This is a genomic window from Kitasatospora sp. NBC_01302, from assembly GCF_035976515.1.
In the GTDB taxonomy this organism is placed as follows: Bacteria; Actinomycetota; Actinomycetes; order Streptomycetales; family Streptomycetaceae; genus Kitasatospora.
In genome coordinates this window covers 5599969-5625823 of the sequence record NZ_CP108404.1, presented here as the reverse complement: position 1 = coordinate 5625823, position 25855 = coordinate 5599969, and the positions used below count along the sequence as shown (strand labels likewise).

Genomic DNA, 25855 nt, shown 5'->3' with positions numbered 1-25855 from the left:
ACCGTCGAAGTGCGGGACAAGGCCCTCGCGCGACAGGGCGTCATACGTCCCGAGGAGCTCGTCCTGGAGCTGCAAGACACGTTCAACAACGTCGGCACCTGGAAGCTGTCCCTCGCCGCCGAGCACCCGCTGACCACCGTCCTACGCACGCCCGGGTCAGGCATCATCGTCACCGGTCCGACCGATGTCCTCATGTCCGGTCCGACCGTGAAGTCGGAGCTCGCGTCGACCCCGGACGATCCGGCCGGCACAGTGTCGTTCGAGGGCGTGTCCGACAGCATCACGCTGTCCGACACGCTGGCCTGGCCCGAGCCGAGCAACCCGGACGCCTCCGCCCAGAAGGTCAGCCACGACATCCGCACCGGCCCTGCCGAAACCCTGATGCAGGACTTCGTCAACGCCAACTGCGGCCAGTACGCACCCGCTGCCCGCCGCAAGGCCGGACTGCGCATGGGCGGAAGCCTGGGGCGAGGAGCCACACTCACGAAGAAGGCGCGCTTCCCAGTGCTGGGCGACCTGCTGTCCGAGATTGCGCTCGTCGCCGGACTCGGCTTCCGTATCGTCCAACGCGGCAACCAGCTCGTCTTCGAGACTTACCAGGTCACCGACCGCTCCAAGACCATCCGCCTCGATGCCCGCAACCGCACGCTCTCCGGACAGCGGGTCGCCATCTCCCCTCCCGGCGTGACCCGCGTACTGGTCGCAGGCCAGGGCGACCTCACCAACCGCCAGTTCCTCCAGGTCGACGACGCAACGTCCGTCGCCGCCGAAGCCGACTGGGGCCGCCGGATCGAGAAGTTCGTCGACCAGCGCAACACCAACGACGTGACCGAGCTGAAGCAGGCCGGCACCGAGGCGCTCGCCGACAGCGGCTTCACCGGCATCGCTGTCCAAGCTGTCCCCGTCGAGGACTCCACGATGCGGTTCGGCATCGAGTGGTACCTCGGTGACCGCGTCGGCGTCGTCGTCGAGGGGCAGGAACTCGCCTCCACCGTCACCGGCATGCTGCTGAAGGCCAACGCCGACGGCTTCAAGGTCGGCGCCCTGCTCGGCGACCCGGCCGGCTTCACACTCGGCGCTGCCCTCACCCGACACATGCAGACCACCGATGCGCGGGTGTCCGCCCTGGAGCGCACAGCCGAAGCCACACCAGCCGGGCCAAGGGTCCTGGCGCCCTCCGCCATCACCCAGTCCTCGCCCGAGTCCGCGTATCCACTCGGCGCGTCGGTCACCTACCTCACTGGCGACCAGGCCACCGCGGGTGGCTGGGACTTCGGCGGCCGATACGGCTTCCTGTTCACCCAGCACCAGGACACCGGCGACATCTCCCAGCGATGGAGCCGCGTTCACGCCAACACCACCACCCACGAGGAGTACTACCGGGGCGGCAACCGCCCCAGTGGCTGGGGCCCGTGGCGCGCCGCGACGATGACGACGCTCCTCAACCCCGACGGCGCCCGCACGCACCAGCGCTCGCAGAACCAGCTCACCGGCGGCGGCAGGATCTATTGGGACGGCAACGGCTTCTCCTGGTCGACACGCTTCATCGCCATCTCCATCGGCCGCGGCTCTTGGGCGCCCGACGGGTACTTCGACATCAGCATGCCGCCCGACGGCACAGTCATCCCCGTCGTCGGGCACTACGGGGCCACGAGCGTGACCGTGACCGGCGGCAGGATCAACATCAGCGGCCTCACCAGGTGGGCCGCACTCTGGTACAAGATCCCCTACGGCTCGGGTTCTGCGTCCAACCCCGCCAACTTCCTGGTCACGGGCTACACCGCTGGTGCCCCTGCCCCGCCCGACGACTGCGTTCTTGTAGCGGCCTTCAACAGCGACGGCTGGGGGGCCCCGTCGCTGAAGCTCGGAACCGGTGAACTGATCGACCACTGGCGCAACCTGACGCTCCAGAACTCCTGGGTCAACTTCGACTCCAATCTCACCGCCACCAACCCCGACGTGCCCACCAACACGTGGTCCTCCGCTGCCTTCCGGAAGCTGCCCGGCGGCCAGGTCGAGGTGAAGGGGTTGATCAAGGGTGGCCTGTGCGAGCAGGAGCGGGTCATCGCCACGCTCCCGGCTGGTTACCGGCCGGCAGGCAGGCGGATCTTCATGGCGCCGAACAACGGCGCCGCGATGCGTCTCGACGTGGACTCCGCGGGCGACATCTTCGTCCGCCTCGACGGAGGCGTCGGCACTGTCAACAACGGCTGGCTCGACCTCGGTTGTCTGCGCTTCTCCGCCGACTCGTAGTCGAAGCCGTCACCCAGCGCTCAGCTGATCCGCCAGCCCCCGCCCGCGAGCACGCGAGGCGCTTGTACGCCCCACGCCAAGGAGGCTTCTCCATCGCAACCAGTTCCTATCCGTTCGACGGCCAGGCAACCACCGAGACCGACTTCTCTCGCCTGTTCCGCGAGCTCCAGGACTCCGGCATCGCCGGTACGGCCACCGGCCTAGACCTGAAGGTGGCCGCCGACGCATCGGGCATGAAGGTGTCCATCCAGCCGGGTTTCGCTCTCGTGCGCGGGCACGCCTTCCTCTCAACTGCCGTGGAGGTCCTGCCAGTCGCCGCAGCCGACACGGCGGCCCGCACCGATCGGGTCGTCCTGCGGCTCAACCCGACGGCCAACAACATCACACTGGCTGTACTGAAGGGCGCACCGGGCGGCAGCGCGCCGGCCCTCACCCAGACTGACACCGACCTGTTCGAGATCTCGCTGGGCCTGATTGCCGTCAGCGCCTCGGCCTCCAACATCGCCCTGTCAGCCGTGACCGACGACCGCTCCTTCCTCGGGACGCGGGTTGGCACCTGGACCTCGTCAACCCGCCCGGCGAGCGCGCGCGTTGGCAAGCTCGGCCTGAACCGCACCACCTCGAAGTGGGAGTACTGGGACGGGGCGGCCTGGACCGACCTTGCTCCGATCGTGTCCTGGACGAGCGTCACCAACAAGCCGAGCACGTTCCCGCCGAGCGCACACAGTCACACCGTGGACTACAACGACGTGGTCAACAAGCCGGGCTCCTTCCCACCTTCCGGGCACTCGCACTCGTTCTGGTCGCTGACCGACATCCCGCGCGAGTACACCCCCGCCGGCCACACGCACTGGTGGGACCAGATCCAGGGCAAGCCCGGCCAGTTCCCGCCCACCGACCACGGGCACGGCCAGTACCTGGAGTGGTGGGGAACGATCAACCGGGCCAACGGCTCGGACCGGCCCCACAGCAACACGCCGGCCGGGTCCAACTGGTACGCGGTATGGGTCGACGGGAACCACAACTTCTGCCGCAACACCAGCTCGATCCGCTTCAAGGAGAACGTCCGGGACGTCGCCATCGCCCCGACCGACGTCCTCGCGCTGCGGCCCCGCGTGTACGACCGCAAGCCCACCGTCAACGACGAGGGCGAGCAGGTCGAGGGCCGCAAGGACGAGTACGGCCTGATCGCCGAGGAGGTCGCCAAGACCCTGCCGGAGATCGTCGTCCACGACGAGGAGGGCCGGATCGACAGCGTCCGCTACGACCTGCTCGGCGTCGCCCTCCTGCCCGTCGTCCAGGAGCAGGCCCGACGCCTGGCCGCCTTGGAGCGGAGGATCGAGGAGCTCGGTCGTGACCGTTGAGCCCTCCGTCCAGGTCGCGCTGGTCTCGGCCGGCGGGGCTATCACCGCCGCCTTGGTCGGCGTCCTGGTCGAACTCGTGCGTCGCCAGAGCGCCACAATCGCCGAAGTGCGCGAGCACGCGCAGGAGGCTCGCGAACAGGTCGCCAACTCGCACGGCACCAACCTGCGCGACGACCTCGACCGAGTGATCGAGGGCTTGGGCCGGGTGCTCGACGGACAGGACCGCCACGGCGAGGAACTGGCCAGCCTGCGCCGGGAGATCGGCCACGAGCGCGCCGAACGCCTCGCCGTCGCCGAACGCCTCGACACCCACCTGCACCACCCTAACTGACTTCCGCCTGCCGCCCGTTCTGGCGGCCAGCGGCATCCCCCGCCCCCGATCGCGCATCGCGCCGGGGGCTTTCCCATGCCTGGAGGCAAACCCTGAGCGTCAACATCATCTCCCGCAGCTCCTGGGGCGCGAAGCCGTGGACCAGCGGCGTTTCCAGCGTCCCGCTCTCCGAGCGCACCGAGTACTACATCCACTACGACGGCGGCACCCCCATCACCCGCACCGGCAACGCGATCCCCCAGGCGATCGAGCGCGAGCACCTGAACAACGGGTGGAGCGGCATCGGCTATAACTTCATCGTCGACCAGGCCGGCAACGTCTACGAGGGCCGCGGTTGGGGCCTCCAGGGCGCCCACTGCCCGAACCACAACCGCAGCGCGATCGGCGTCCAGATCGCCATCGGCGGAGATCAGGCCCCCTCGGACGCGGCTCTGCGCTCGGCGCGGGCGCTGTACGACGAGGCGTGCTCCAAGACCGGCCGGGTCCTGTCCAAGCACGGCCACCGCGACGGCTTCGCCACCGAGTGCCCCGGCGGCCGACTGTACGCGTGGGTGAAGGCTGGCATGCCCGCACCCGGCGGTGGCGGTAGCACCGGCACGCCGTACCCCGGGTACCTCATCGCCCGAGGTGCCAAGGGGGCGAGCGTCCGCGTCATCCAGACCGCCCTCACTCAGCGCGGCTACGGCTGGGCCCTGGCGCCGTGGGGTGTCGACGGCGACTTCGGCGGCGGGACGGAGCGGGCTGTGCGCGCATTCCAGGGAGATCAGCGCCTGGCCGCCGATGGCGTTGTCGGCCCAGCGACGTGGGGCCGACTGGTCGCCTGACCTGCCGATCCGCTTGGGCACTCAACTACCCGACGCACCACTACCCCGATGGAGGAATCCCCAATGAGCAAGATGACGACGCCCGGCTTCAAGCCGGTAACTCTCCTGAGCCTGCTTCCAGTTCGGTACCGATCCCGCGTGGGTGCGGTGCTGGCCCTGATCGGTGTCATCGTCTCCGCGCTGGCAGTCGCGTACACCGACCGGCCGGAAATCGCCCTGGCCGTACAGGTGCTGACCGCGCTCGGCGTGGTTGCACCGAAGGAGCCGGACCAGACCGAGTAGCTCAACAGGCCCCACCGACCTCCCCGGCTCGGTGGGGCCTTTCTCGCGTTCCCGCTACTGCGGGTTACTGAGCTGCGCGATCTCCTCGACAGTCATCGTCTTCGTCGTGCCGCGCGGCCGACCGGCGGTCTTCTTCGCCGGGGCCTTCTTCGCCGGGGCCTTCTTCGCTGTGGCCTTCTTCACGGCGGCCTTGCGGGCGGGCTGTGCCTCTGCCGGCTCGGGCGGCTCCTCCATCAGCTCTTCGACGGGCTCTCCGTGCTCCGCGCACAGATCTCGCGTGACGCTCCGCTCGCCTTCCGTAAGGGTGTAACGACGCACCGGGTGATCCACCCGCTTGCACCGATCACACACTCTTACCGTAACCTCGACCATGGCCGCCCTTCTTGGCTTGACTGCATCAACTCTTACATGTCACTGTAGGGCGCATGTGCGCGGCGAGGGCAAACGTCGCGCCGGGCCGCTGACCGAAGGGGAGCACATGCCCGCCAAGACCAAGGTACAAGACGAGCAGGAGGCTATTCGCTGGCTTCGCGAGGGCAAGTCCTACGCGTGGATGGTCGAGAAGTACCTGGAGAAGTACAACATCCAGACGACCACCTCGATGTGGGCAACCTTCCGGCACCGCAAGGGCCTCGATCTGCGAATCACCAGAGATGCCGATCTCATTCCTTGGGAGGTCAAGGAAGAGCACCGGTGGCAGTACCCTCTGGTAATGCTGCGATTTGAGGCCCGGCGACGCGCGGGGCACGAGCTGAAAGAGGCAGACCTTTCTCGACTGACCTCCTGGAAGGCGGAGCGTGAAAGCACAGGAACCGTTGTTTACTACGCCCCTCAGACCGAGGACGGTTTCTTTTATGTGCCACGCGAAGCCAGCGATACGGATCTGATCCGCGAGCCCATCGCGAGCCTGAGGCGACAGTCCACAAGTGCAGCCAGCGACAGCGAACCTCTCTCCTAAAGGGGGCCCCTTCTTCGGGGCCCCCTTTCGTATTGCACGGTAGGCACAAATGGGCGGCAGGGTCAGTGGTGCCGTCCCCCGCCCGGCACCAACTCCCCCTGTTCCTCGGGGGCTTAGCCGACGGAGAGCAGCTCATCCCGGAGGGCGCGCAGGTGGGCGAGGCGCTCCTGGAGATCGTCTATCTGCTCGTCGAGCTGCGTGGGCAGCACATCGGGGCGACCGTCGAGCGTTGCGCGAAGCAGCAGCCGGTATTCGTGCGGCGCTTCGCGGCGATGCCGGGGCCGCACCTGCATCAGGGCCCGTTCGGCCGACAGCTCCTCGGTCAGCCACTGGCCGTCGGCTTGCTGACTGGCCCAGATCACCGTGCGGGTGTCGGGCGCGAAGACGAGTTGCTCACGTTGGCCGAGGTGACGGCTCATCTCAGTGAGGCGTACGCCTTCCGGCCCGGCGAGTTCGACTGCGGAATCGAGGTTCGGCACGGTTCCGTATTGCTGAAGGGCCGCCTTCGGAGCGGGCGAGGCAGAGGCGGTGCGATCTGCCATCATGCCGGCTTGGCCTCGATCGCCTCGGGCTCGTCCTCGGAGCCGAGGTAGGAGATGACCACGAAGCGCAGATCGGGGTACGTGGCGGGCACCAGGACCTGGGACACCACATCGATCTGGGACTCGAACCTCGGGATGTCCAGGCGGAAGTGGTGCCCGTCACGGTGACTGACCAGAGTCGGCCCCTCGTTCCAGAAGGCGTCCACGACGGGGTCCTTGCGGACCTCGGCCAGCAGCGCAGTGAGCGCCAGGTCGTTCTTGAACCTCGCGAGCGCCTGACGGACCATGGCGAGATAGATGCGGGCGTGGTGGTCCCAGCCGACGAGCTGCGTGCGGGCCTCCTTGGAGGTCAGGCCCCACTTGATGAGGTTCGCACCAGGCTCAAGCACCCAAGGGAACCAGTCGGACATGGCCCTGTTGTAGCCGACGATGTTCCAGCTGGCATCGCTCAGGTAGGCCGGCCTGGGCTCCTGCTGGTGGAGCAGGAGCTGTAGCGCGCCGTGCGCCGCGGAGTCGCCCAGCGGACTGCTCTTCTCAAGCGGTGCGCTGCCCTGTGTGTAGTAGTAGAGAGTCAAGCGTTCCTCGTTTCCCAGTAGGAGCACCTCCGCCATTCGCTCGATGGTCTCGCGGTCCAGGCGGAGGGTAGCTCCGCTTTCCAGCTCTCGATACCAGCGCTCGCTCTTCCCTGCGGCGGCTGCGACCTCCGCCTGCGGCAAGTGCTTCCCGAGGCCCAGCTCCATGCCGGCGGCCTTGCGCCAGGCCCGCAGGAGACCCGCGAGCCCCATCAACTCCTCCGCTGGAGTCGGGTCGGGGTCGCCGTGGCGTCGGTTGGTATTCACAGAGATCACCTTCAAGCGGTCTTGCGATTTCGGAATCATCGTAACTGGTCATTCATTTATTCAACCGGCAAGTGTTTGCCGGAAAGTTTTTTCCGGCGGCAACCTCCTGCCGGTTTACACGCGTAGATCACCTGCCGGGCCGCCAAGCATAGCATCGGGCCCTTGACCTGGGCTTTTAACTAAGTTGACCTTTCTGCAACCTTGGATACAGGATCGACCACGTGAACGACGTGCACCGCGTATGGGGCCGCAGCGCCAGCGCGGGGGGAGGAGCCAGCACATGACCTGCCATCACGCGGTGGCCTCGGAGCCAGGGGTATGGCTCCACATCGACGAGGAGTCCGTCGACTTCCACATCACCGTGGACCCCGGCCACCGAATCGAGGACCTGCGGTTCGCGCTGAGCTATGCCGAGGGATGGGGGCTCGCTCTGCTCTCACAGGACGAATGCGAGCCCGAGTTTCTCGACAACGACCGCATCAGGCTCTATCTCAAGTCCGTTACCCGCCAGGAGTGATCGAGTGCCTTTGACGTTGACCGACCTGCCCGACCGTCGCGAGGTGCCGCGAGACGGCTGGAAGCGCCCGCTTGTCGTCCCCAAGGGCGGCGGGAAGCCGCGCGCTCTCACCCGGACCACCACGTTCATCGACTGCATCGAGGACAAGTCGGCGCTGACCTCTTGGGGCAAGCGCATGACCCTGGTCGGGGCGGCCCGCAAGCCTTCCCTGTTGGCCGGATTGCAAGACTTGAACCCGGCAAGCCGAGAGGGCAAGGCCGCACTGGACCGCGCCGCTGAGCACGCCGCCGAGATCGCGGGCGCCAACGACCGGCGGGAGAAGGGCACTCATCTGCACGCCCTCTCCGAGCTAGTCGACCAAGGTAAACCGCTACCGCCCGGCACGTCCGCCAGCGACCTCGCGGACATGGCGGCCTACAAGGCGGCCACCGCGGACTTCGACGTGGCGGCCGTCGAACAGTTCGTCGTGGTCGACGAGCTCGGCGCAGGCGGTACCTTCGACCGTATGCTCCACTACAGCGGCCCCGGCCCGGACGGCAGGTACATCGAGGGCCTGTTCATCGGCGACTTGAAGACGGGCAGCGTGGAGTACGGGGGCCTCAAGATGGCCGCCCAGCTCGCGGTCTATGCCCACGGCGAGATGTATGACCACACCCTGTTCCCGGTCGACCAGCGGGACCAGCGGGAGCTCGCCCAATGGAAGCGGTCCGACGTACCGGCCGAGCTCGCCGCAGTCGCGTACGCGCCCCTGCCGGCCGTGAACCAGGACTGGGGCGTGATCATCCACCTGCCTGCGGGCCAGGGCGAGTGCTCGCTGTACTGGGCGGATCTGCGTCTCGGTTGGCGGGCTGCCCGCCTGGCCCTCGACATCCGAAGGATGCGGGGAGAGAAGGGAGCCCTGGCGCGGTTTCCTTCTAGCATCTGATTGAGATAGTGTGACTAGCAGAGCGGGGCGGACAGCCCCGCACGAGAGAGGGGCTGTGCGCGTGGCCGACGAGGGCCGAATTACCGTGACCATCAAGTACGGCAAGGGCTACGACGACTCCTGGGTCGTCTTTCGCGGCTCTGCAGAGACGGTCCAGCAGGACATCGTGGACTACTTCGGACTCGATGGTAAGAGTGTAGCTGGCCTGGCGCCGAGCGAGCTCGTCCTGGAGGCCACGCGCACTGCCCAGGCCGCCTCGATGGTCGTCAAGGGCCTGGACGCCAGGGTTCTGCCGGCCCAAGCCGCACCGAAGGCCCCGCAGTCTCCGGCCCCTGCGGCCGAGACGCCGGGCGGCCTGCTGGAGCAGATCGAGCACTGCGCGAGCACCGACGACCTCAAGCGGCTGTGGGCAACCAACCAGGCGGCCTTCTCCGACCAGTCCGTGATGGACGCCTGGAAGTCCCGAGGCCGGGCACTGAAGGCGGCGGCCTGATGGCCCGACGCCTGCTGGTCGCCGCCGTGGCGGTCGCCCTCGCGGTCAGCTCCCTGGCCGCTCCCCAGCCAAAGCCCCGAAATACCCCCTACGCCGTACACCGGCAGTCTGGAGACACTCAGTGACGTTTGCCCTCGCCAACATGCCCACCGCTAACGGCGGTTGGTTCAAGCCCGCCGACCACCAGGATGCGCTCGCGATCCTTCTGGAGGTCAACGGCTTCGAGCGGCAGAGGCCCACCCCCAACGGCCCGAAGGACTCGGCCCTGGCCGATGTGACCGTTTTCAAGACCCCCGACCAGCTGAAGCAGTACACCCCCGAGGTCAGCCAGGGGCAGCGGATCGAGCAGACCGTTCTCGCCCGCGACCTCGAAGGCGTGGTGGGCAGCGCGGTCCTGGTGACCGTCACCCAGGTCCCGGCCAAGAAGCCCGGCGCCCACCCCGCGTGGGTGTGGAAGCAGGTCACCGATACCGGCATCAAGAACCAGGTCATCGCGTACGCCGAACAGCGCGATGCGGCGGTGAAGGCCGCGGTGGACACGGCGCCCGACTTCGACTGACGTACGGCCGGCACGAGGGGGCGGCCCGGTGTCGCCCCCTCCCCCACCCTGAACGATTGGAGCCGACCAGTGCTCACCCCCGGACGGTCCCTGACCCTCCACGCCGAAGCGGGCCGCGAGCTGCCTCGCGTCGAAGCCCTCCAAGCGCTCTACAACATCGGCTGCCGCCCCCGGCACGGCGAGGTCATCATGATCGCCGGACGGTCCGGCACCCAGAAGTCCGGCCTCGCCCTGTTCTGGGTCGCCCAGATGGGACTGCCCACCCTCTACTTCTCTGCCGACATGTCCGCCTTCACCGCTTCGTCGCGGCTGGCCAGCATGGCGACCGGCGACAGTACGGAGATGGTCGAGGCCGGCATGGCGGCCGGTGGCCGATACCGCGAGAGCTACATCAGCGCGCTCACCGACTCGCGGATCACCTTCTCGTTCGGCAGCCCGATCACGTGGAAGGCCGTGGACGAGGAGCTCGAAGCGCACGTGGAGCTCTGGGATGCCTACCCCGACGTCCTTGTCTTCGACAACCTCATGGACTTCGAGAACGCCGAGTCGGACTACACCGAGCAGATGGCCGTCATGTCCGGCCTGACCGAGCTCGCCCGTGCCACGGGTTCGACGGTGATCGTCCTGCACCACGCCTCCGATAAGTCGTGGGAGGCGAAGTCCGATCCGTGGGCACCGCCCAGTCGCGACCAGGTCAAGGGAGGGCTCTCGGAGAAGCCCGAGTTGTCCCTGTCGGTGGCGCTGGACCCGATGAGCCTGGAGTACCGCATCGCGGTGATCAAGCAGCGCATGGGCCCGTGTGACCCGACCGCTCGCCGGTACGCGACGCTGCGGTGCCACCCGGAGGTCACCCGGTTCTCCTCGCTGGAGCCTCGCCTGTCGCCCGTTCCGAGCCCCGCGACCCGCCCGTGGTCGCCGCTCGACGCCTTGAAGTGAGGATTGTAAGAGTTGACTGACGTTGCGGCTCGCAACCGCAGGAACAAGCGCCGGGGCGCCTCGTGGGAGAGCGAACTGCGAGACGAACTCCGCCGGGCCGAGTTCGACATCGAGCGCCTGCGGCTCACCGGCAAGGACGACGAGGGCGACCACGTCATCCGGCAGCCGGCACCCGTGCGCCACCGCCCCTTCCTCGTGATCGAGGCGAAGAACGCCCGGTTCGAGCCGGGCGAGTTCATCAAGGAGGCGCTGCGCGAGCGGGACAACTTCGCCCGGCACCGCGGACTCGCCCCGGCCGACGTGGACGTGATCGTGGTCGTCCGCCGCAGGGGCGCGAGCTGGCGCAAGGGCTACGTGCTGACCACCGTCGAGGAGTACTTCGACCTGCCGCCGGAGGTTGCGGCATGAGGCAGTTCGAGGAGGCCGCCGAGCACCGGCGGATCGAGCGGGAACTCGCGGACCTGCTGGGCGACACCGAACCCAGCGGCCTCGACGAGCTGGGCTGGGACGCCGTCGGCGAGCACTTCCGGGGTCGGCGGATCGCGTGATCGAACCCGAAGTTCTGGGCTTCGAGGCGTTCCTCGACCTCCTCGAAGACCCGGAGTTCGATGGCCCGGCGCTCTTCGAGTGGGAAGAGTTCTTCGAAGTCGACATGCGCGACCTGGAGGAGTGGATGCTCCCGTGAGGTTCGAGCCCGTCGGCCGGCACGGCCCGGAGGACGAGAGCGAGCACAAGCCCACGCTCGAATCCGTCCTCGACCACTACGGCGTCGACTACAACCCACAGCGGTCCATCGGCATGGCGCCCTGCCCGCTGCACGAGGACAGCACCCCCTCCCTCTCGTACAACACCGACCGCCAGGTGTGGAAGTGCCACTCCTGCGGGCGAGGCGGAGACAGCTACACGCTGATCATGGAAAAGGAGAGTACGGACTTTGTCGGAGCGCGAGCCCTTGCGGCCTCTGTCGCCCTCGCAACGAGAGGCGCTGGAGGAGGCGACAGCTTCGTATCAGGCAGCGCTTACGGCGGACGCCGCACGCTACCTGGCCGCTCGCGGGATCGGGCAGGCCGAGGTGGATACGTTCCGGCTTGGCGTCGTCGTTGAGCCCCACCCGGGCCATGCCCGCTACCGGGGCATGCTGGCGATCCCCTACCTCGGCCACGACGGCCGGCCGCTGACGATCCGCTTCCGCTGCCTGGAAGAGCACAACCACCGTGACCACGGGCACGGCAAATACAACACCCTGCCGGACGACCCGCCCCGCCTCTACGGCGTCGACTCGATCCACGCGGCCGGGGACGAGATCCACCTCACCGAGGGCGAGCTCGACCGGATCATCCTCTGCAAAATCGGCTTCCACGCGGTGGCCGCCCCCGGCTCCGAAATGTTCTTCGGCCGCCACCGCCGGATGCTCGCCGGGTTCAGCCGCGTCCCGGTCTGGGGCGACCCGGACGACGCAGGAGCCAAGTTCACCAACAAGGTCTGCCGGTCCCTGCGTTCGGCCAAGGGCGTGCGCCTGCGCATCGGCGACGTGACCGAGACCTACCTGCACGGGGGCGCCCAGGCGCTCCGCGACCTGCTCGACAAGGAGAACCCGAAGTGACCGAGACGACCGCGAAGAAGACCACGGCCCGGCGCGTGCAGCCGAAGCCGGACCTGCTCCACCTGGCGATGACCGAGGCCCGCGCCGAGGCCCGCGCACTCGCGGACCTCCCGAAGGAGCTGATCGGCGGCCAGCACCCGCAGCGCGCCGCAGATATCTACCGCAGCCGCGGTGACGACTGGGACCTGATCAACCGTCGTCGCGAGAAGGTCGGCACCGCAGGCGTGGACGGCCTGATCGTCCAGGCCGCCTTCGCGGCGTTCGGCACGCGCGACACCGCGCAGGTCCGCGAGGGCCTGGTCCGCCTGGCCGCCCTGGCTGGCGCCGCCGTCGAGCGCATCGACAAGGCCGCCGCTTGACCGACCTCTTCGAACACGTGCAGCTCGACTCTGAGAAGGAGCCGCTGCCGGCCACCGGTCGCCCTCACTGGCTGGTGGTCGAGGGAACCGACTCCGACCACTGGCTGTACACCGAGCACGCGGCCGACTGCCTCGACCGGCGGGGCGAACTCCGCTGCGACGTGGCCTTCCACGAGGAGGAGGGCCTCGACTGCTGGTTCCACCGGGACGGCATCGACGAAGGCCATTACGGCTCGGTCGGCCTCCGCCCTGGCCGCTACCTGATCGAGGCGTGGTCGTCCCGCTCCTACTGCCACTACTACGGCACGTACGAGTACGACGGCGGCCTCGCGCTCCTTCACCCGGAGGTAGCCGAGTGACCAGCACCCTGCCGGGTCGGCCCGGCCCTCGCCTTCAGTCCATCTGGGAGGCCCTCGGCGGCGCCGAGCGCGAGGCGTTCGAGCGGCACTTGCTCCAGGACACCGCTGCCGAAGATCTTGTCTGGATTCTCGAACGCCACGGGCACCACGTGTCCGCCTCCACCATCCGCACGTACCGGCGCCGCCTGCGCCAGGAAGACAGCCCACGTGACTGACACCCTGCTGGACGAGCTCCTCTCCAAGCCCGTCGGCCCCACGCTTTCAGCCCGGCCGGCCGACCCGGAGCGCGACTTCACCCGCCAGATCGAGGTGAGCGGCGACGCCGCCGAGGTGACCGTACGCGGCCCGCTCGACACCGTCACCGAGGACGCCGCCACCGCCTACCTGCGCGCGCAGGGCCTCGACCCCACCGACTGGACCGCGACCGGCTTTCGCAGCTCGGAGTGGACCATGCCGAGCGGCGACACGGGGGTGAGCACGCGCTTCGCCTTCACCCGCAGCAAGGAGGCCACGACCGAGCGCCCCGACATCGGCGAGCTCCTGGCGGCCGTCGAGACGTACAAGCCGTGGATTCCCCACGCGCTGACCGGCGGTGACCACACGTTCGTCATCGCGCTCGGCGACATGCAGTTCGGCAAGATCGACGGCGACGGCCCGGCCGGCACCCTCCGACGCACGATCGACTGCCTCAACCGCGCGGCCGACCTGCTGGAGCTCTACCGGGGCCGCTTCAGCATCGGCCACGTCCACCTGGCCTGGCTCGGCGACCATGTCGAGGGCTTCCAGTCGCAGGGCGGCGCGAACACCTGGCGCACCCAACTCACGCTGAACGAGCAGATCCGGCTGACGCGGCGGGTCATGCTGCACGCTCTCCTGACCTTCGCCCCGCTCGCGGAGCGGGTGACCATGGCCGCGGTGCCCGGCAACCACGGCGAAGCCGTACGGATCAACGGCAAGGGCCTGACCCGGTACGACGACAGCCACGACACCGAGGCGCTGATCGCCGTCAAGGACGCCGCCGACCTGTACCCCGAGAAGCTCAGCCACGTCGAGTTCTACGTCCCCGACACCGACGAACTGACCGTTGTCGTGGACTGCTCGGGCACCACTGTGGCCCACGCGCACGGCCACCAGTGGCGGGCGGGCAAGCACTTCGACTGGTGGAAGGGGCAGGCGTTCAACAAGGCCAGCGCGATGCACCAGGCCGATCTCCTCCTGGCCGGCCACCTGCACCACGAGCACATCGACACTGACGGGCCTCGCACCTTCGTGCAGCCCCCGGCGATGGAGTCCGAGTCCACCTGGTGGCGGCACAGCAAGGGCACCACGGGAGCCCCCGGCTTGATGGTCGCGGTGACCAGGGGCGGCGAGACCACGGTGAAGGAGGTGGTCCGATGAATCTCGTGGAACTCGAACCCGCCGACACTCAGGCCGTCGACTGGTCCGTGCTCTCCGAGCCGCACATCGACAGCGTCGCCCAGGCCGTCGCCCGGTCCATCTCGCGCGACTACGGCTTGACGCTGGAGTTCGACGACGCGCACCAGGAGGCGCTCCTGGTGATGGCCGAGCGCGGCGCCCAGGTCCGCAGCATCCTCGCGGACGCCGGGCCCGGCTTGCTGAACCGCTGGCTCTCCCAGCGTCTTCGGGACCGCTGGCTGACCGAGGCCCGCCGCCGTGCCGGCCACACCTCCTACGAGGCGGCCCGCCTCACGGCCGAGAGGGCCGAACGGTGAGCGGCTACGACCGCAGACTCGTCGAGCACCTTCTCCCGGCGGTCTGGGATAGGGAAGCCGCGTACGGGATCAGGAGCCCAACTGCGCCGGACGCCGATATGCCGAAGGGCTCCGTCGACAAGAAGACCGCGGGAGTCCTGTTCGCCCACCTCGCCGACATCAGGAAGGGCTGGACGGCCGCACCGCTGTCCATCGGCGAGCGCCAAGCCCTCCTCTTGCGGTACGGGGCGGACCTTCCCGACGACGAGGCCGGAGCCTTGCAGGGCATCACCGGCCGGGCAGTGCGGTACCGGTGCGAGCGAGGCGTGGGAAAGCTCGCCGCCCATCTGAATGGGCACGAGTACATCGACGGCTACGACGAGCCGGAGGCCGCGAGCTGACCACGCCCACGAAGGCACCCTAACGAACGGCGCTGTGCCCCAGGCTTGATCGGCCCGGGGCACAGCGCCATACCGTGAGAGCGGGCGCACGGTGCACCCCAGCGTCAGAGACCCAGTCGAGCCCGAATGGCACCAATGCCGTCGGCCATCGCCACGAACTCCTCAGGCGTCAGCCGGATGCCCAGCAGCTCCGGGTTCTTGCTGTCGCCCAGGAAAACGCCAGTCGCAGCGCCGTTCTCGTCCCAGCCAGTGGCCGCGAAGTCTGCACAGCCACCGTTCTCCGCGCTCAGCGGGGACTTGAAGCGCTCCTCGATGGGGGGAGTGATGTCGTACAGTTCGGCCTTGTTCATGGTCGCATTTCTCTCTTGGCAGTCTCGATGAGCTCGTCCGACTGCTTCGGACTGAGGGCCTTGGCGGCGAGGTAGTCGAAGCGCTGGCGCCATTCTCGCACCTCCTTGGCTTCTTCCAGGAAGTCCGATCCAGCGACTGTGTCGACAGCTACGATCCCCGGGTCGTTCTTGACCGGGAAGTCCAGGATCGTGGCGACGGACATTGCCACGTACGTGCCAGCTGTGAACGGTACGACTCGCACGGTGATGTTCGGCCGTCGGGCCACTTCTTGTAGGTGGTCGAGCTGTGCGGCCATCACGGCAGGACCTCCCATCTGGGTGCGGATCGCGCCTTCGGACAAGAGCAGGTCGACGGTCAGGGGGCGGGGTTCGCGGAACAGTACGTCCTGCCGCCGCAGCCGCACCTCATGAGACGTCCGGGTCGCCTCTTCGCCATGCTCGCGACGGTAGTGCTCATCAATCCACCACATGTAGTCGCGCGTCTGGAAGGGGCCCGGAATGATTCCGGCCATCGCCGACATCTTCGATGCCGTGTCCTCAAACTCGATCAGCCTGATCACGCTTCGCGGCATGCGTCTATAGGCGGTCCACCACGTCTCGGCCTGCCTCTTGGCCTCTCGGATCTCGGCCAGCACGTCGAGCTGGGTGGTGGTATCGACGCCGCACAGCTCGAAGATCACGTGCAGCTCTTGATCAGTGGGCATCTGGGCGCCGCGCTCCATCAGCGACACCGCGTCCTGGGACTTCCCCAACGCCTCGCCGAGAGCCGCTTGAGTGAGGCGCGGCCGAACGGCCTTGCGGATGGCTTGCAGGCGCTGGCCGGCCGCCAGCATCGCACGAGTCGCTGCCGGTCTGGTAGCCACGCTCCTCCTTCCAGTCAAGGTCGGTACTGAAGTGAGCGTAGCGCGCGGCGAAACCTCAACTGCCACTTAGGGGTGAATCCGTGACGAGTACTCACGAGGGGGTTGCCTTACGAGGTGTCGTACGAGCATGATGCTTGTGCACCGACCGCAACAGTCCGATGGCGGAGTGTAGAGCGTTCGCCACGGCGTACGGCCCCCTCCGGCTGGCTAGGAGGATGCCGTGCAAGATCCGCCCAACCATGTGCACCTCGGTGGCCTTGTTCGACTGATCTTGTCCAAGGAGTTTCCGGCGAAGCTCACTTCGGCCTCGCTCGCCAGGCAGTTCGTTCGCCAGGCATGCGAAATGGTCGAGGAAGACCCGGAGATCCCGGAGCTCCTGGTGAGCGAGGTCGTCACCAATGCCATCGTCCATGCTCGGACGCCCTTCAAGGTGACCTTCGTCGCCTTGGCCGGCAGGCCGCTGTGGATCGAAGTGCAGGATGGCTCGCCCAAGCGCCCCGAGCTGCGAACTGCCGGGCCGGCCGACGTCGGCGGGCGGGGCCTGGAACTGCTTAATGCGCTATCTGCCACCTGGCACGACGACGTGGACGAGTCGACCGGCTCCAAGATCATCTGTTTTACTCCCAAGGGGGACCAGCAAGATGACTCCGATGCCTGCGGAGAGCACAGCACCCTTACGGCCCTTGCCGGCTGACCAGACTCCCTCCTGGCAGGGCAGCCGGATCACCGTGGAGGAGATTCCTCCGGCGGAGATGCAGCACCTCGCCGAGCCGGGGCTGCCGATGCGCCTCGTGGTGAGCGGCGTCGTCCACGACCCGACTGGTGCGCATCCCCCGCAGCAGCTGGAACTCCGGCTCAGCTGGGCCATGTTGGCGGACCTGAAGTCCCAGATCCACGCCTTCCAGATGAGCCGCTTCGCTGAGGGCAGGCGACGGGCGATGCCGCCGCCGGAGCCGCCTCCCGAGGTGGCCGTGGTCCAGTCCCTGTCCGCTCGGCGTGAGCCCGGCGCCTGGCTCGCCGCCACGCTCACGCCGGAGCAGATCGCCGAGAGGCACCACACCTGGACCCCGCCGGGCGCCACGGCCGCTGTCCATGCCGGCTTGTTGAGACAGCTTCAGGTCCCGGCGTGAGTGCGGGCCGACCCACGGGGCCGATCTGCCTCGCTCGGCCCCTCCTGGTGCCTGACGGTGAGGGCGGCCTCGCACCCTCCCGCGAGACGGTATCCGCGCTGCTCCGGCCCGGCTTCGGCCGATTCAACTTCCCCTTGGACGAACCCGGCCTCCAGGTTGTGGGATCGGTACTCCACATGCGGGAGTTGGCCGTCCGGACGCTGCGAATCACCGGCGTCGGCAACGGCGTACACCGGTACGTTCTGGAGGAGATTCTGAGGCTTTCGAGCCTCTCCGAGACACCCCAGCTGACGCTGGGGCATTTCCCGCCGTTGGCTCCGGGGAAGGCGCCGACGCGCGGATGACGCGAGGGGCCAGCGGTTCGACCCCCCGGCTCCGGATTGCTGGCCTCTCGCGGCCCCGAACTCCCCGCACGCGCCGTTTCTTACGCTCCACGGCCGCGCAGGGGCACCACCCCGCACCGGAGCGGTGCGGGCAACTCCAAGAGGTTGAGGGGAAACCCATGTCCAACCTGTACGAGAGCGAGATCGTCGGCCCGTTCGCCGCGCTCTGCGGCGGCGGCACCGACAACGACGGGTCGATGGAGAGCTGCATCTCCGTCGCCGAGCTGGCGGGCGGTGGTTACGCCCTCGGCGACACCAAGCCCGAGGGCGCCGGCCGTCAGCTCCGCATGAGCCGCGAGGAGATCACCAGCTTCGCGGAGGCGTGGCTGGCGGAGAACCCGCGGGCCTGACGCACAGCACCAGCGCAGGGCGCCTCGGGATCGGCCCGGGGCGCCCTGCGCCTTCCCCGCCCAACGGTTAGGAGAATCGCTGATGTTAAAGAGCCTGATCGACAACGCAGACGAGGTGCTGGCACGCTGGCCCGAGCAGCCGCAGCGCTACCACCGCGAGCCCGTCGCCTTCGAACACCTGCTGACGCTGGCCGAGGTGAACCGGTTGGTCGACTCCGAGTGCCTGGCGATGCGCAACCTCGCGCTGATCAAGGACAGCTCGGTCGTCGAGAAGTGGATGTACGCCGACGGAGACATGCCCCGCAAGGGATCAATCCGCGCGCACCTCGACGAGGGCGGAACGATCTCGGTTCGGTCCCTGGAACGGCTGGTCCCCTCGATCGCCGATCTGCATCGCTCGCTTCAGGATGAGACGGGCTACGGCGTTCATATCAACGCCTACCTGACCCCTGCCGGGCACCAGGGCCTCAAGTACCACTTCGACCCCTACGTCACCTTGATTCTCCAGCTCTCCGGCAGCAAGGCGTGGCCGGTCCACGAGCCGTTCGTAGAGAACCCGGTCAAGGAGTACGCCTCCTTCCATACGGTGGGGTTCACCGACGAGCAGAAGCGCTACCTCGCCAACACCGCGCCGGCTCAGACCTTCACCCTTGAGCCGGGGGACGTTCTGTGGCTGCCCCGCGGCTACGTCCACTCCCCTTACACCGTCGGTGACGAGCCGTCGCTGCACCTGACGGTTGCGTTCAAGGAGCGCACCTACCACTGGGTGGCCGAGCAGCTGACCCGCGAGGTGCTTGAGCAGGCGTTGGTCGACCCGGCCATGCGGGAGTGGGTGCAGCCGATCGAGATCACCCGCGACCCGTCCGAGGCCATTCGGCAGATGCGCGCGTACCTCATCGGCTCGCTCCTGAAGCTGGACGCCGAGGAGGCCGCTCAGCGCATCCAGCGGGCGGCTCTCCGGCCGCTCTGAATCTCCTTCCGGCAGTCCTCTCGCCGCTGAGCTGGGACGGGGCTGGCCCCCGGCTCGGCGGCCGTTTCAGCTCGGCGAGTCGCCCCGCGAGCGCGGCTATCGTGGGTTGCTCGCGGTGGATGAGGAGACCCCTGTGCCAGACGGTTTTGTGCACCTGCACGTTCACACCGAGTACTCGATGCTCGACGGGGCGGCCAAGAACGGCAAGCTGATCGCCGAGGTGGAACGGCAGGGCATGCCGGCGGTGGCCATGAGCGACCACGGCAACATGTTCGGCGCCTACGAGTTCTTCCAGAAGGCGAAGGACAGCGCGGTCAAGCCGATCATCGGCATCGAGGCGTACATCGCGCCCGAGTCCCGCTTCCATAAGAAGCAGGTCTTCTGGGCGCCCGGCGGGCGCCGGACGACCGGAGCCGACGGCGAGGGCGGCAAGGACGTCTCCGGCGGTGGCCGCTACACCCACATGACCATGTGGGCGGAGAACGCCACGGGCCTGCGCAACCTCTTCAAGCTCTCCTCGCTCGCCTCGATGGAGGGCTACTACGGCAACCCTCGGATGGACCGCGAGATCCTCGCCGAGAACGCTCGCGGAATCATCGCCACCACCGGCTGCCCCTCCGGCGAGGTGCAGACCCGCCTGCGACTCGGGCAGTACGAGGAGGCGATCAAGGCTGCCAGCGCGTACCAGGACATCTTCGGCAAGGAGAACTACTTCCTGGAGCTGATGGACCACGGCATCGACATCGAGCGCGAGGTCCGGGCCGACCTGCTTCGACTGGCCAAGGACCTGAACATCCCCCTGCTGGCCACCAACGACTCGCACTACGTCACCGCCGACCAGGCCGACGCCCACGACAGCCTGCTCTGTGTCGGCATGGGCAAGAACAAGGACGACCCGAACCGTCTCAAGTTCGCGGGCTCCGGCTACTACATCAAGACCGCCGAGGAGATGCGCGAACTCTTCCGCGAGCTGCCGGAGGCGTGCGACAACACCCTGCTCATCGGTGAGCGAGTGGAGTCGTACAAGGAGGTCTTCGACTACGTCGACCGGATGCCGCAGTTCGACGTACCCGAGGGCGAGACCCAAGCGTCCTTCCTGCGGCAGAAGATCGCCGTCGGCCTCCAGCAGCGCTACGGGGACAACCCGAGCCAGGAGGTGCTGGACCGGGTCGAGCTGGAGATGGGCGTCATCTCCCCGATGGGCTTCGACGCGTACTTCCTCGTGGTCGCGGACATCTGCCAGTACGCCCGTGACAACGGCATCCCGGTCGGCCCCGGCCGTGGTTCGGCGGCCGGCTCGATGGTCTCGTACCTGACCCGGATCACCGAGCTGGACCCGCTGGAGCACGACCTCCTCTTCGAGCGGTTCCTCAACCCCGAGCGCATCAACCCTCCGGACGTCGACATCGACTTCGACGACCGCCAGCGCGACCAGATGGTGCGCTACGTCACCGACAAGTACGGCGAGGCGTACACCGCCCAGGTGAACACCTTCGGCACCATCAAGGCCAAGGCCGCCGTCAAGGACGCCAACCGCATCCTCGGCTACCCGTTCGCGATGGGCGACCGGATCACCAAGGCGATGCCGCCGGACGTGATGGGCAAGGGCGTACCGCTGGCGGACCTCTTCAACGAGAAGCACCCCCGGTACAACGAGGGCACCGAGATCCGCACGATGTACGCCAACGAGCCGGACGTCAAGAAGATCATCGACACCGGCCTCGGCATCGAGGGCTTGATCCGCGGCACCGGTGTGCACGCGGCGGCCGTCATCCTCTCCTCGACCCCGCTGCTCGGCCTGATCCCGCTGCACAAGCGGGACAAGGACGGCGTGATCATCACCGGATTCGACTACCCGTCGTGCGAGTCCATGGGTCTGATCAAGATGGACTTCCTGGGTCTGCGGAACCTGGGCATCATCGACCACTGCATCAAGATCGTGAAGGCCAACCGCGGTGTCGAGGTCGACATCGAGAAGATCGCGCTCGACGACCCGACCACGTACCAGCTGCTGGCCCGGGGCGACACCCTCGGCGTCTTCCAGCTCGACGGTGGCCCCATGCGCGCCCTGCTCAAGCTGATGAAGCCCACCGAGTTCGCCGACATCTCCGCCGTCTCGGCGCTGTACCGGCCGGGCCCGATGGGCATGAACTCGCACACGAACTACGCGCTGCGCAAGAACGCCCAGCAAGAGATCGTCCCGATCCACCCGGAGCTGGAGGAGCCCCTAAAGGACGTCCTCGGCCCCACCTACGGCCTGATCGTCTACCAGGAGCAGGTGCAGCGAGCCGCCCAGGTACTGGCCGGCTACTCGCTCGGACAGGCAGACCTGCTCCGCCGCGCGATGGGCAAGAAGAAGAAGGAGGTGCTGGAGAAGGAGTTCGTCCCCTTCCATGCGGGCTGCAAGGAGCGCGGTTACTCGGACGAGGCGATCCAGGCGGTGTGGGACGTGCTGGTCCCGTTCGCCGGGTACGCGTTCAACAAATCGCACTCCGCCGCGTACGGTCTGGTCTCGTACCAGACGGCCTACCTGAAGGCGAACTACCCCGCCGAGTACATGGCCGCCCTACTCACCTCGGTAGCGGACGACAAGGACAAGATGGCCGTCTACCTGGCCGAGTGCCGGGCCATGGGCATCAAGATCCTCTCCCCCGACGTCAACGAGTCCGTCGTCGACTTCACCGCCGTCGGCTCCGACGTGCGGTTCGGCCTCAAGGCCGTGCGCAACGTCGGCGTGAACGTCATCGAGTCGCTGATCAAGACCCGGCAGGAGAAGGGCAAGTACACCTCCTTCGCGGACTTCCTGGACAAGGTCGAGCTGGTCGCCTGCAACAAGCGCACCATCGACTCGCTGATCAAGGCCGGCGCCTTCGACTCCCTCGGCCACTCCCGCCTGTCTCTGGTCACCGTCCACGAGAACGCGATCGACGCCGTCACCGGCCTGAAGAAGCAGCAGGCCATCGGCCAGGACGATCTCTTCGGCGCCCTGGACACCGGGGCCGATACCCCGGCGATCGGGCTCGACTTCGAGCTGACCGACCGTGAGTGGCCGCGCAAGCAGCTGCTCAGCCTGGAGCGCGAGATGCTCGGCCTCTACGTCTCCAGCCACCCGCTGGACGGCGCCGAGCACATCCTCTCCCGCAACCGGGACATCTCGATCGCCGAGTTGCTCGGCTCCGGTCGCACCGAGGGCGAGGTCCGGCTCTCCGGCCTGATCACCAACGTCGACCGGCGAATCAACAAGGCGGGCAACGCCTGGGCGATCATCACCCTGGCCGACCGGGACGGCTCCGTCGAGGTGCTCTTCTTCCCGGCCACCTACAACCTGATGGCCGACCAGATGGTCGAGGACAACGTCATCTCCGCCCGAGGCCGCTTGAATGAGCGCGACGGTTCGCTGAGCATCTTCGGCCAGGAGATCACCACCCTGGACATCTCCTCTGCCGAATTCGGCAGCAGGCCGCCGATCTTGATTACGGCCCCGCTGAATCGCTTCAACTCGGAGACCGTCGCAGAGCTGAAGCAAATTCTCCAGGCCCACCCGGGCGATGTGCCGATCCGGCTTAAGACCACCAGCCGGGAAAAGGACACCCTGTACGAGCTCGGCTTCCTGGTAAACCCTGACAACGGCGCCCTCGCATCCGAGGTCAAAATGCTCTTTGGCCCTGGGACCTGGACCGTTTCGTAGCCTCTTGGCTCTGCCGAGCCGCCCGCTACATCCCGGCCGCCCGAGCTGCCAGGGCGGCCACGCTGAGTCAGCACGAAGTCAGCACGGGGCGGGTGATGGCGGGTGCTCAGAGGTGCTTCCAGGTCAGCACCAAGTCAGCACGGGAATGAGAAGGGGGCCTGACCCGGAAAGGCCAGACCCCCTTTGACCTGCATGTTTGCCAGATCAGGCGAGTCGTGCTAACGACTACGTCAGACGTTGAAGCGGAACTCCACCACGTCGCCGTCCTGCATGACGTAGTCCTTGCCCTCGATGCGGGACTTGCCCTTGGCGCGGGCCTCGGGGATGGAGCCGCAGTCGACCAGGTCGTCGAAGGAGACGATCTCGGCCTTGATGAAGCCCTTCTGGAAGTCGGTGTGGATCACGCCGGCGGCCTCGGGGGCGGTGGCGCCCTTCTTGATGGTCCAGGCGCGCACCTCCTTGGGGCCGGCGGTGAGGTAGGTCTGCAGGCCGAGGGTGTCGAAGCCGACGCGGCCGAGGGTGGCCATGCCGGGCTCTTCCTGGCCCATGGACTGGAGGAGTTCGAGGGCGTCGGCGTCGTCCATGCCGATCAGCTCGGACTCGATCTTGGCGTTCAGGAAGATCGCCTCGGCGGGGGCGACCAGGGCGCGCAGGCCGTCCTTGAAGTCCTCGTCGGTCAGCTCGTCCTCGTCGACGTTGAAGACGTAGAGGAAGGGCTTGGTGGTGAGCAGGTGCAGCTCGCGGACCGAGGTGGCGTCGAAGCCGGCCTCGAAGAGGGTCTTGCCGGACTCCAGGACCTTCTGGGCGGCCTCGGCGGCGGCCAGCGTGGCGGCCGACTCCTTCTTGAGGCGGGCTTCCTTCTGCAGGCGCGGCAGCACCTTCTCGACCGACTGCAGGTCGGCCAGGATCAGCTCGGTGTTGATGGTCTCGATGTCGTCCTTGGGCGAGACCTTGCCGTCCACGTGGACCACGTCGGGGTCGTTGAAGGCGCGGATGACCTGGCAGATCGCGTCCGACTCACGGATGTTGGCGAGGAACTTGTTGCCCAGGCCCTCGCCCTCCGAGGCGCCGCGGACGATGCCGGCGATGTCCACGAAGTCGACGGTGGCGGGCAGGATCCGCTCCGAGCTGAAGATCTCGGCGAGCTTGGCCAGGCGGGCGTCCGGGACACCGACCACGCCGACGTTCGGCTCGATGGTGGCGAACGGGTAATTGGCCGCCAGGACGTCGTTCTTGGTCAGGGCGTTGAACAGAGTCGACTTGCCGACGTTCGGCAGGCCGACGATTCCGATCGTGAGCGACATGAAGCGAGATCCCGTGGGCTTGGAGGGCGTGGAGCGGCACCGTACGGGCCGACCGCCCAGTCTAACGGGGCAGGACACGGAGCAGGTCTTGAGGCGTCATTACCCAAGGTGATGTAAATCGGACCGTACGTTGGGCATGTGGAGCAGAGCATCCGAACCCAGCCGCCCGGGCCCCGACCCCGACCGCCAGCCGGCGGCAGGTCGCGCGAGGCCGCCGTTCCGGGGCCGGCCGCGCCCCGCGATGCCGTCACCGTACGGCCGTCCCGTCTCCGCCCCACCTCCGGTGGACCCGCGCCGCTGATCCGGCTGCGGCAGCGGCTGGGGCGGGGCGGGTCCGGTGCGGAGGCGGCCAGACGGCCCGGGCCGCCGACCCGGCTGACCGCGATCGGCACCGGCCTGCTCTCGGTGCTCGGCACCCTCGCCTTCGGGCTGCTCGACCAACTGTTCTTCGGCGGCCTCGGGGTGCTGTTCGGGCTCGGGTTCCTGGTGGTCTGCTTCCAGAGCGCGGTGCGGGTGCGGCTCGCCGACCTGCCGGCCGCGCCGATCAGCGGGCCGATCGCGTTCGCACTGGCCATCGGGCTGCTCGGGCCCGCACCGCTGCCCGGGGTGATCGGTCAGCTGCTGGCACTGGCCGGCGGGCTGGCGCAGCGCGCGGGGTGGCTGTTCGCCGGGACGGGGCTGGCCACCGTCATCGTCGCCGCGCGGTTCGTCGCCCAGCGCCGGATCCGCCGCAGCCGCTGAGCGACCAGCGGATCCGGCGGGCCTGCCAGCGGGACTGCCCGCGCGCCTGGCGGCGCGTCAGCGTCCGGGACCGGCCGCGGCCATCGCGGCGCCGACGATGCCCGCGTCGTTGCGCAGTTCGGCCGGCACCACCGTGGCCGCCCGCTTGCTGAGCAGCGGCAGGAACTTCTCGTGCTTGCGGCTGACGCCGCCGCCGATGATCACCAGCTGCGGCGAGAAGAGCCGCTCCACCAGATCCAGGTACTCGTCCACCCGGACCGCCCAGTCCGCCCAGCTCAGCTCGTGCCGCTCACGGGCGGCGGCCGAGGCCCGGCGCTCGGCGTCCTTGCCGCGCAGCTCCAGGTGGCCCAGTTCGGTGTTCGGCACCAGCTTGCCGTCCACGAAGAGCGCGCTGCCGATCCCGGTGCCGAAGGTCAGCACCAGCACCACGCCCTGCTGGTCGCGGCCCGCGCCGTGCGCGATCTCGGCCAGTCCGGCGGCGTCCGCGTCGTTGAGCACGGTCGCGGGCAGGTCGAGCGACTCGCGGAACAGGCCCTCGGCGTCCAGGTCGATCCAGCCCTGGTCCACGTTGGCGGCGGTGCGGGTGCGACCGCCGACCACCACCCCGGGGAAGGTCAGACCGACCGGGCCGCGGTAACCGAAGTGGTCGACCACCTCGCGCACCGCGGCGACGACCGCTTCGGGGGCGGCGGGGTGCGGGGTGAGCACCTTGAACCTCGGCTCGGTCACCTCACCGCGGGTCACGTCCACCGGGGCACCCTTGATGCCGGTGCCGCCGATGTCCACGCCGAACAGTACGGATCCTGCGGGTGCCGTCAC

The 25855-nt window shown here is 68.1% G+C and carries 36 protein-coding genes; 29 read left to right on the top strand and 7 right to left on the bottom strand.

What is annotated here, in order from left to right:
• The first annotated feature begins 9 nt into the window (after nt 1-9).
• The 5 genes from OG294_RS24610 to OG294_RS24595 all read left to right on the top strand — a co-directional run bounded on the left by OG294_RS24610 (nt 10) and on the right by OG294_RS24595 (nt 5054).
• The gene (locus OG294_RS24610) at nt 10-2253 is read left to right on the top strand and encodes a siphovirus ReqiPepy6 Gp37-like family protein (protein WP_327068719.1); all 2244 of its coding nucleotides are present in this window, start codon (nt 10-12) and stop codon (nt 2251-2253) included.
• A gap of 62 nt (nt 2254-2315) precedes the next feature.
• A complete protein-coding gene (locus OG294_RS24605; RefSeq protein WP_327068718.1) occupies nt 2316-3617 on the top strand; it encodes a tail fiber domain-containing protein in 1302 nt (433 codons plus the stop codon).
• Nucleotides 3607-3948: a DUF2746 domain-containing protein gene (locus OG294_RS24600; protein ID WP_327068717.1), complete on the top strand. Its 342-nt coding sequence runs from the start codon at nt 3607-3609 to the stop codon at nt 3946-3948. Before OG294_RS24605 ends, OG294_RS24600 begins: the two co-directional genes overlap by 11 nt.
• Nucleotides 3945-4772, top strand: coding sequence for a peptidoglycan recognition protein family protein (locus OG294_RS41180; protein ID WP_442789358.1), 828 nt, complete (start codon nt 3945-3947; stop codon nt 4770-4772). The genes OG294_RS24600 and OG294_RS41180 overlap by 4 nt, the downstream gene beginning before the upstream one ends.
• Nucleotides 4773-4835: 63 nt before the next feature.
• Nucleotides 4836-5054 carry a DUF7439 family protein gene (locus tag OG294_RS24595; RefSeq protein ID WP_327068716.1) on the top strand — a complete coding sequence of 73 codons (219 nt, stop codon included), beginning with the start codon at nt 4836-4838 and terminating at the stop codon, nt 5052-5054.
• A 54-nt stretch (nt 5055-5108) separates the two neighbouring features.
• Here OG294_RS24595 and OG294_RS24590 read toward each other — a convergent pair whose 3' ends face one another.
• Entirely contained in the window at nt 5109-5372 is a 264-nt protein-coding gene (locus tag OG294_RS24590) for a hypothetical protein (protein WP_327068715.1), read from the bottom strand.
• Nucleotides 5373-5532: 160 nt separating this feature from the next.
• Between OG294_RS24590 and OG294_RS24585 the strand changes: the two genes are divergently transcribed.
• Entirely contained in the window at nt 5533-6012 is a 480-nt protein-coding gene (locus OG294_RS24585; RefSeq protein WP_327068714.1) for a hypothetical protein, read from the top strand.
• A gap of 113 nt (nt 6013-6125) precedes the next feature.
• Here OG294_RS24585 and OG294_RS24580 read toward each other — a convergent pair whose 3' ends face one another.
• Together OG294_RS24580 and OG294_RS24575 are read right to left on the bottom strand one after the other, a co-directional pair.
• Nucleotides 6126-6554, bottom strand: a complete 429-nt coding sequence (locus OG294_RS24580; protein WP_327068713.1) for a hypothetical protein — start codon at nt 6552-6554, stop codon at nt 6126-6128.
• Nucleotides 6554-7393 (bottom strand): helix-turn-helix transcriptional regulator, encoded by an 840-nt coding sequence (locus OG294_RS24575; RefSeq protein ID WP_327068712.1) that lies wholly within the window; start codon nt 7391-7393, stop codon nt 6554-6556. The genes OG294_RS24580 and OG294_RS24575 overlap by 1 nt, the downstream gene beginning before the upstream one ends.
• Nucleotides 7394-7673: 280 nt before the next feature.
• On the opposite strand from OG294_RS24575, the gene OG294_RS24570 reads away from it, so the two are divergent.
• The 16 genes from OG294_RS24570 (at nt 7674) to OG294_RS24495 (ending at nt 15257) form a co-directional block, all read left to right on the top strand.
• Complete coding sequence (locus tag OG294_RS24570; protein WP_327068711.1) at nt 7674-7910, top strand: hypothetical protein; 237 nt, start codon at nt 7674-7676, stop codon at nt 7908-7910.
• A gap of 4 nt (nt 7911-7914) precedes the next feature.
• On the top strand, nt 7915-8835 hold the full coding sequence (locus OG294_RS24565) for a hypothetical protein (RefSeq protein ID WP_442789206.1): 921 nt from the start codon (nt 7915-7917) through the stop codon (nt 8833-8835).
• A 10-nt stretch (nt 8836-8845) separates the two neighbouring features.
• Nucleotides 8846-9328, top strand: coding sequence for a hypothetical protein (locus OG294_RS24560; RefSeq protein WP_442789205.1), 483 nt, complete (start codon nt 8846-8848; stop codon nt 9326-9328).
• Nucleotides 9329-9470: 142 nt separating this feature from the next.
• Nucleotides 9471-9887, top strand: a complete 417-nt coding sequence (locus tag OG294_RS24555) for a hypothetical protein (RefSeq protein WP_327068708.1) — start codon at nt 9471-9473, stop codon at nt 9885-9887.
• Between the two features lie 69 nt (nt 9888-9956).
• On the top strand, nt 9957-10823 hold the full coding sequence (locus OG294_RS24550; protein ID WP_327068707.1) for an AAA family ATPase: 867 nt from the start codon (nt 9957-9959) through the stop codon (nt 10821-10823).
• Nucleotides 10824-10835: 12 nt separating this feature from the next.
• Nucleotides 10836-11231, top strand: coding sequence for a hypothetical protein (locus OG294_RS24545; protein WP_327068706.1), 396 nt, complete (start codon nt 10836-10838; stop codon nt 11229-11231).
• On the top strand, nt 11228-11371 hold the full coding sequence (locus OG294_RS24540; protein WP_327068705.1) for a hypothetical protein: 144 nt from the start codon (nt 11228-11230) through the stop codon (nt 11369-11371). Before OG294_RS24545 ends, OG294_RS24540 begins: the two co-directional genes overlap by 4 nt.
• Nucleotides 11368-11508: a hypothetical protein gene (locus tag OG294_RS24535; protein WP_327068704.1), complete on the top strand. Its 141-nt coding sequence runs from the start codon at nt 11368-11370 to the stop codon at nt 11506-11508. Before OG294_RS24540 ends, OG294_RS24535 begins: the two co-directional genes overlap by 4 nt.
• 113 nt (nt 11509-11621) lie before the next feature.
• Nucleotides 11622-11927 carry a CHC2 zinc finger domain-containing protein gene (locus OG294_RS24530; RefSeq protein WP_327071646.1) on the top strand — a complete coding sequence of 102 codons (306 nt, stop codon included), beginning with the start codon at nt 11622-11624 and terminating at the stop codon, nt 11925-11927.
• On the top strand, nt 11809-12426 hold the full coding sequence (locus OG294_RS24525; RefSeq protein WP_327071645.1) for a toprim domain-containing protein: 618 nt from the start codon (nt 11809-11811) through the stop codon (nt 12424-12426). Before OG294_RS24530 ends, OG294_RS24525 begins: the two co-directional genes overlap by 119 nt.
• Nucleotides 12423-12785 carry a hypothetical protein gene (locus OG294_RS24520; protein WP_327068703.1) on the top strand — a complete coding sequence of 121 codons (363 nt, stop codon included), beginning with the start codon at nt 12423-12425 and terminating at the stop codon, nt 12783-12785. The genes OG294_RS24525 and OG294_RS24520 overlap by 4 nt, the downstream gene beginning before the upstream one ends.
• Nucleotides 12782-13144: a hypothetical protein gene (locus tag OG294_RS24515; protein WP_327068702.1), complete on the top strand. Its 363-nt coding sequence runs from the start codon at nt 12782-12784 to the stop codon at nt 13142-13144. The genes OG294_RS24520 and OG294_RS24515 overlap by 4 nt, the downstream gene beginning before the upstream one ends.
• Nucleotides 13141-13359, top strand: a complete 219-nt coding sequence (locus OG294_RS24510) for a hypothetical protein (protein WP_327068701.1) — start codon at nt 13141-13143, stop codon at nt 13357-13359. The genes OG294_RS24515 and OG294_RS24510 overlap by 4 nt, the downstream gene beginning before the upstream one ends.
• Nucleotides 13352-14542, top strand: coding sequence for a hypothetical protein (locus tag OG294_RS24505; RefSeq protein ID WP_327068700.1), 1191 nt, complete (start codon nt 13352-13354; stop codon nt 14540-14542). Before OG294_RS24510 ends, OG294_RS24505 begins: the two co-directional genes overlap by 8 nt.
• On the top strand, nt 14539-14877 hold the full coding sequence (locus OG294_RS24500) for a hypothetical protein (RefSeq protein ID WP_327068699.1): 339 nt from the start codon (nt 14539-14541) through the stop codon (nt 14875-14877). The genes OG294_RS24505 and OG294_RS24500 overlap by 4 nt, the downstream gene beginning before the upstream one ends.
• Entirely contained in the window at nt 14874-15257 is a 384-nt protein-coding gene (locus OG294_RS24495; protein ID WP_327068698.1) for a hypothetical protein, read from the top strand. The genes OG294_RS24500 and OG294_RS24495 overlap by 4 nt, the downstream gene beginning before the upstream one ends.
• A 104-nt stretch (nt 15258-15361) precedes the next feature.
• Here the strand turns inward: OG294_RS24495 and OG294_RS24490 are convergent, their stop codons facing one another.
• Together OG294_RS24490 and OG294_RS24485 are read right to left on the bottom strand one after the other, a co-directional pair.
• Nucleotides 15362-15607: a hypothetical protein gene (locus OG294_RS24490; RefSeq protein WP_327068697.1), complete on the bottom strand. Its 246-nt coding sequence runs from the start codon at nt 15605-15607 to the stop codon at nt 15362-15364.
• Nucleotides 15604-16470 (bottom strand): helix-turn-helix domain-containing protein, encoded by an 867-nt coding sequence (locus tag OG294_RS24485; RefSeq protein WP_327068696.1) that lies wholly within the window; start codon nt 16468-16470, stop codon nt 15604-15606. The genes OG294_RS24490 and OG294_RS24485 overlap by 4 nt, the downstream gene beginning before the upstream one ends.
• Before the next feature lie 220 nt (nt 16471-16690).
• On the opposite strand from OG294_RS24485, the gene OG294_RS24480 reads away from it, so the two are divergent.
• The 6 genes from OG294_RS24480 (at nt 16691) to dnaE (ending at nt 22991) form a co-directional block, all read left to right on the top strand.
• Nucleotides 16691-17164, top strand: a complete 474-nt coding sequence (locus OG294_RS24480) for an ATP-binding protein (RefSeq protein WP_327068695.1) — start codon at nt 16691-16693, stop codon at nt 17162-17164.
• Nucleotides 17154-17600 (top strand): hypothetical protein, encoded by a 447-nt coding sequence (locus OG294_RS24475; RefSeq protein ID WP_327068694.1) that lies wholly within the window; start codon nt 17154-17156, stop codon nt 17598-17600. Before OG294_RS24480 ends, OG294_RS24475 begins: the two co-directional genes overlap by 11 nt.
• A gap of 47 nt (nt 17601-17647) precedes the next feature.
• Nucleotides 17648-17944: a hypothetical protein gene (locus tag OG294_RS24470; RefSeq protein ID WP_327068693.1), complete on the top strand. Its 297-nt coding sequence runs from the start codon at nt 17648-17650 to the stop codon at nt 17942-17944.
• Between the two features lie 158 nt (nt 17945-18102).
• Entirely contained in the window at nt 18103-18333 is a 231-nt protein-coding gene (locus OG294_RS24465) for a DUF397 domain-containing protein (protein ID WP_327068692.1), read from the top strand.
• A gap of 82 nt (nt 18334-18415) precedes the next feature.
• Entirely contained in the window at nt 18416-19303 is an 888-nt protein-coding gene (locus OG294_RS24460; protein WP_327068691.1) for a JmjC domain-containing protein, read from the top strand.
• A gap of 133 nt (nt 19304-19436) precedes the next feature.
• Nucleotides 19437-22991, top strand: a complete 3555-nt coding sequence (gene dnaE / locus OG294_RS24455) for a DNA polymerase III subunit alpha (protein WP_327068690.1) — start codon at nt 19437-19439, stop codon at nt 22989-22991.
• A 230-nt stretch (nt 22992-23221) separates the two neighbouring features.
• On the opposite strand, the gene ychF is transcribed toward dnaE, so the two are convergent.
• Nucleotides 23222-24295 carry a redox-regulated ATPase YchF gene (ychF, locus tag OG294_RS24450; protein WP_327068689.1) on the bottom strand — a complete coding sequence of 358 codons (1074 nt, stop codon included), beginning with the start codon at nt 24293-24295 and terminating at the stop codon, nt 23222-23224.
• A gap of 138 nt (nt 24296-24433) precedes the next feature.
• Here ychF and OG294_RS24445 point away from each other — a divergent pair, with 138 nt between their 5' ends.
• Complete coding sequence (locus OG294_RS24445; RefSeq protein ID WP_327068688.1) at nt 24434-25036, top strand: DUF6542 domain-containing protein; 603 nt, start codon at nt 24434-24436, stop codon at nt 25034-25036.
• 57 nt (nt 25037-25093) lie between these two features.
• Here the strand turns inward: OG294_RS24445 and ppgK are convergent, their stop codons facing one another.
• Nucleotides 25094-25855 (bottom strand): polyphosphate--glucose phosphotransferase, encoded by a 762-nt coding sequence (gene ppgK, locus OG294_RS24440; RefSeq protein ID WP_327068687.1) that lies wholly within the window; start codon nt 25853-25855, stop codon nt 25094-25096.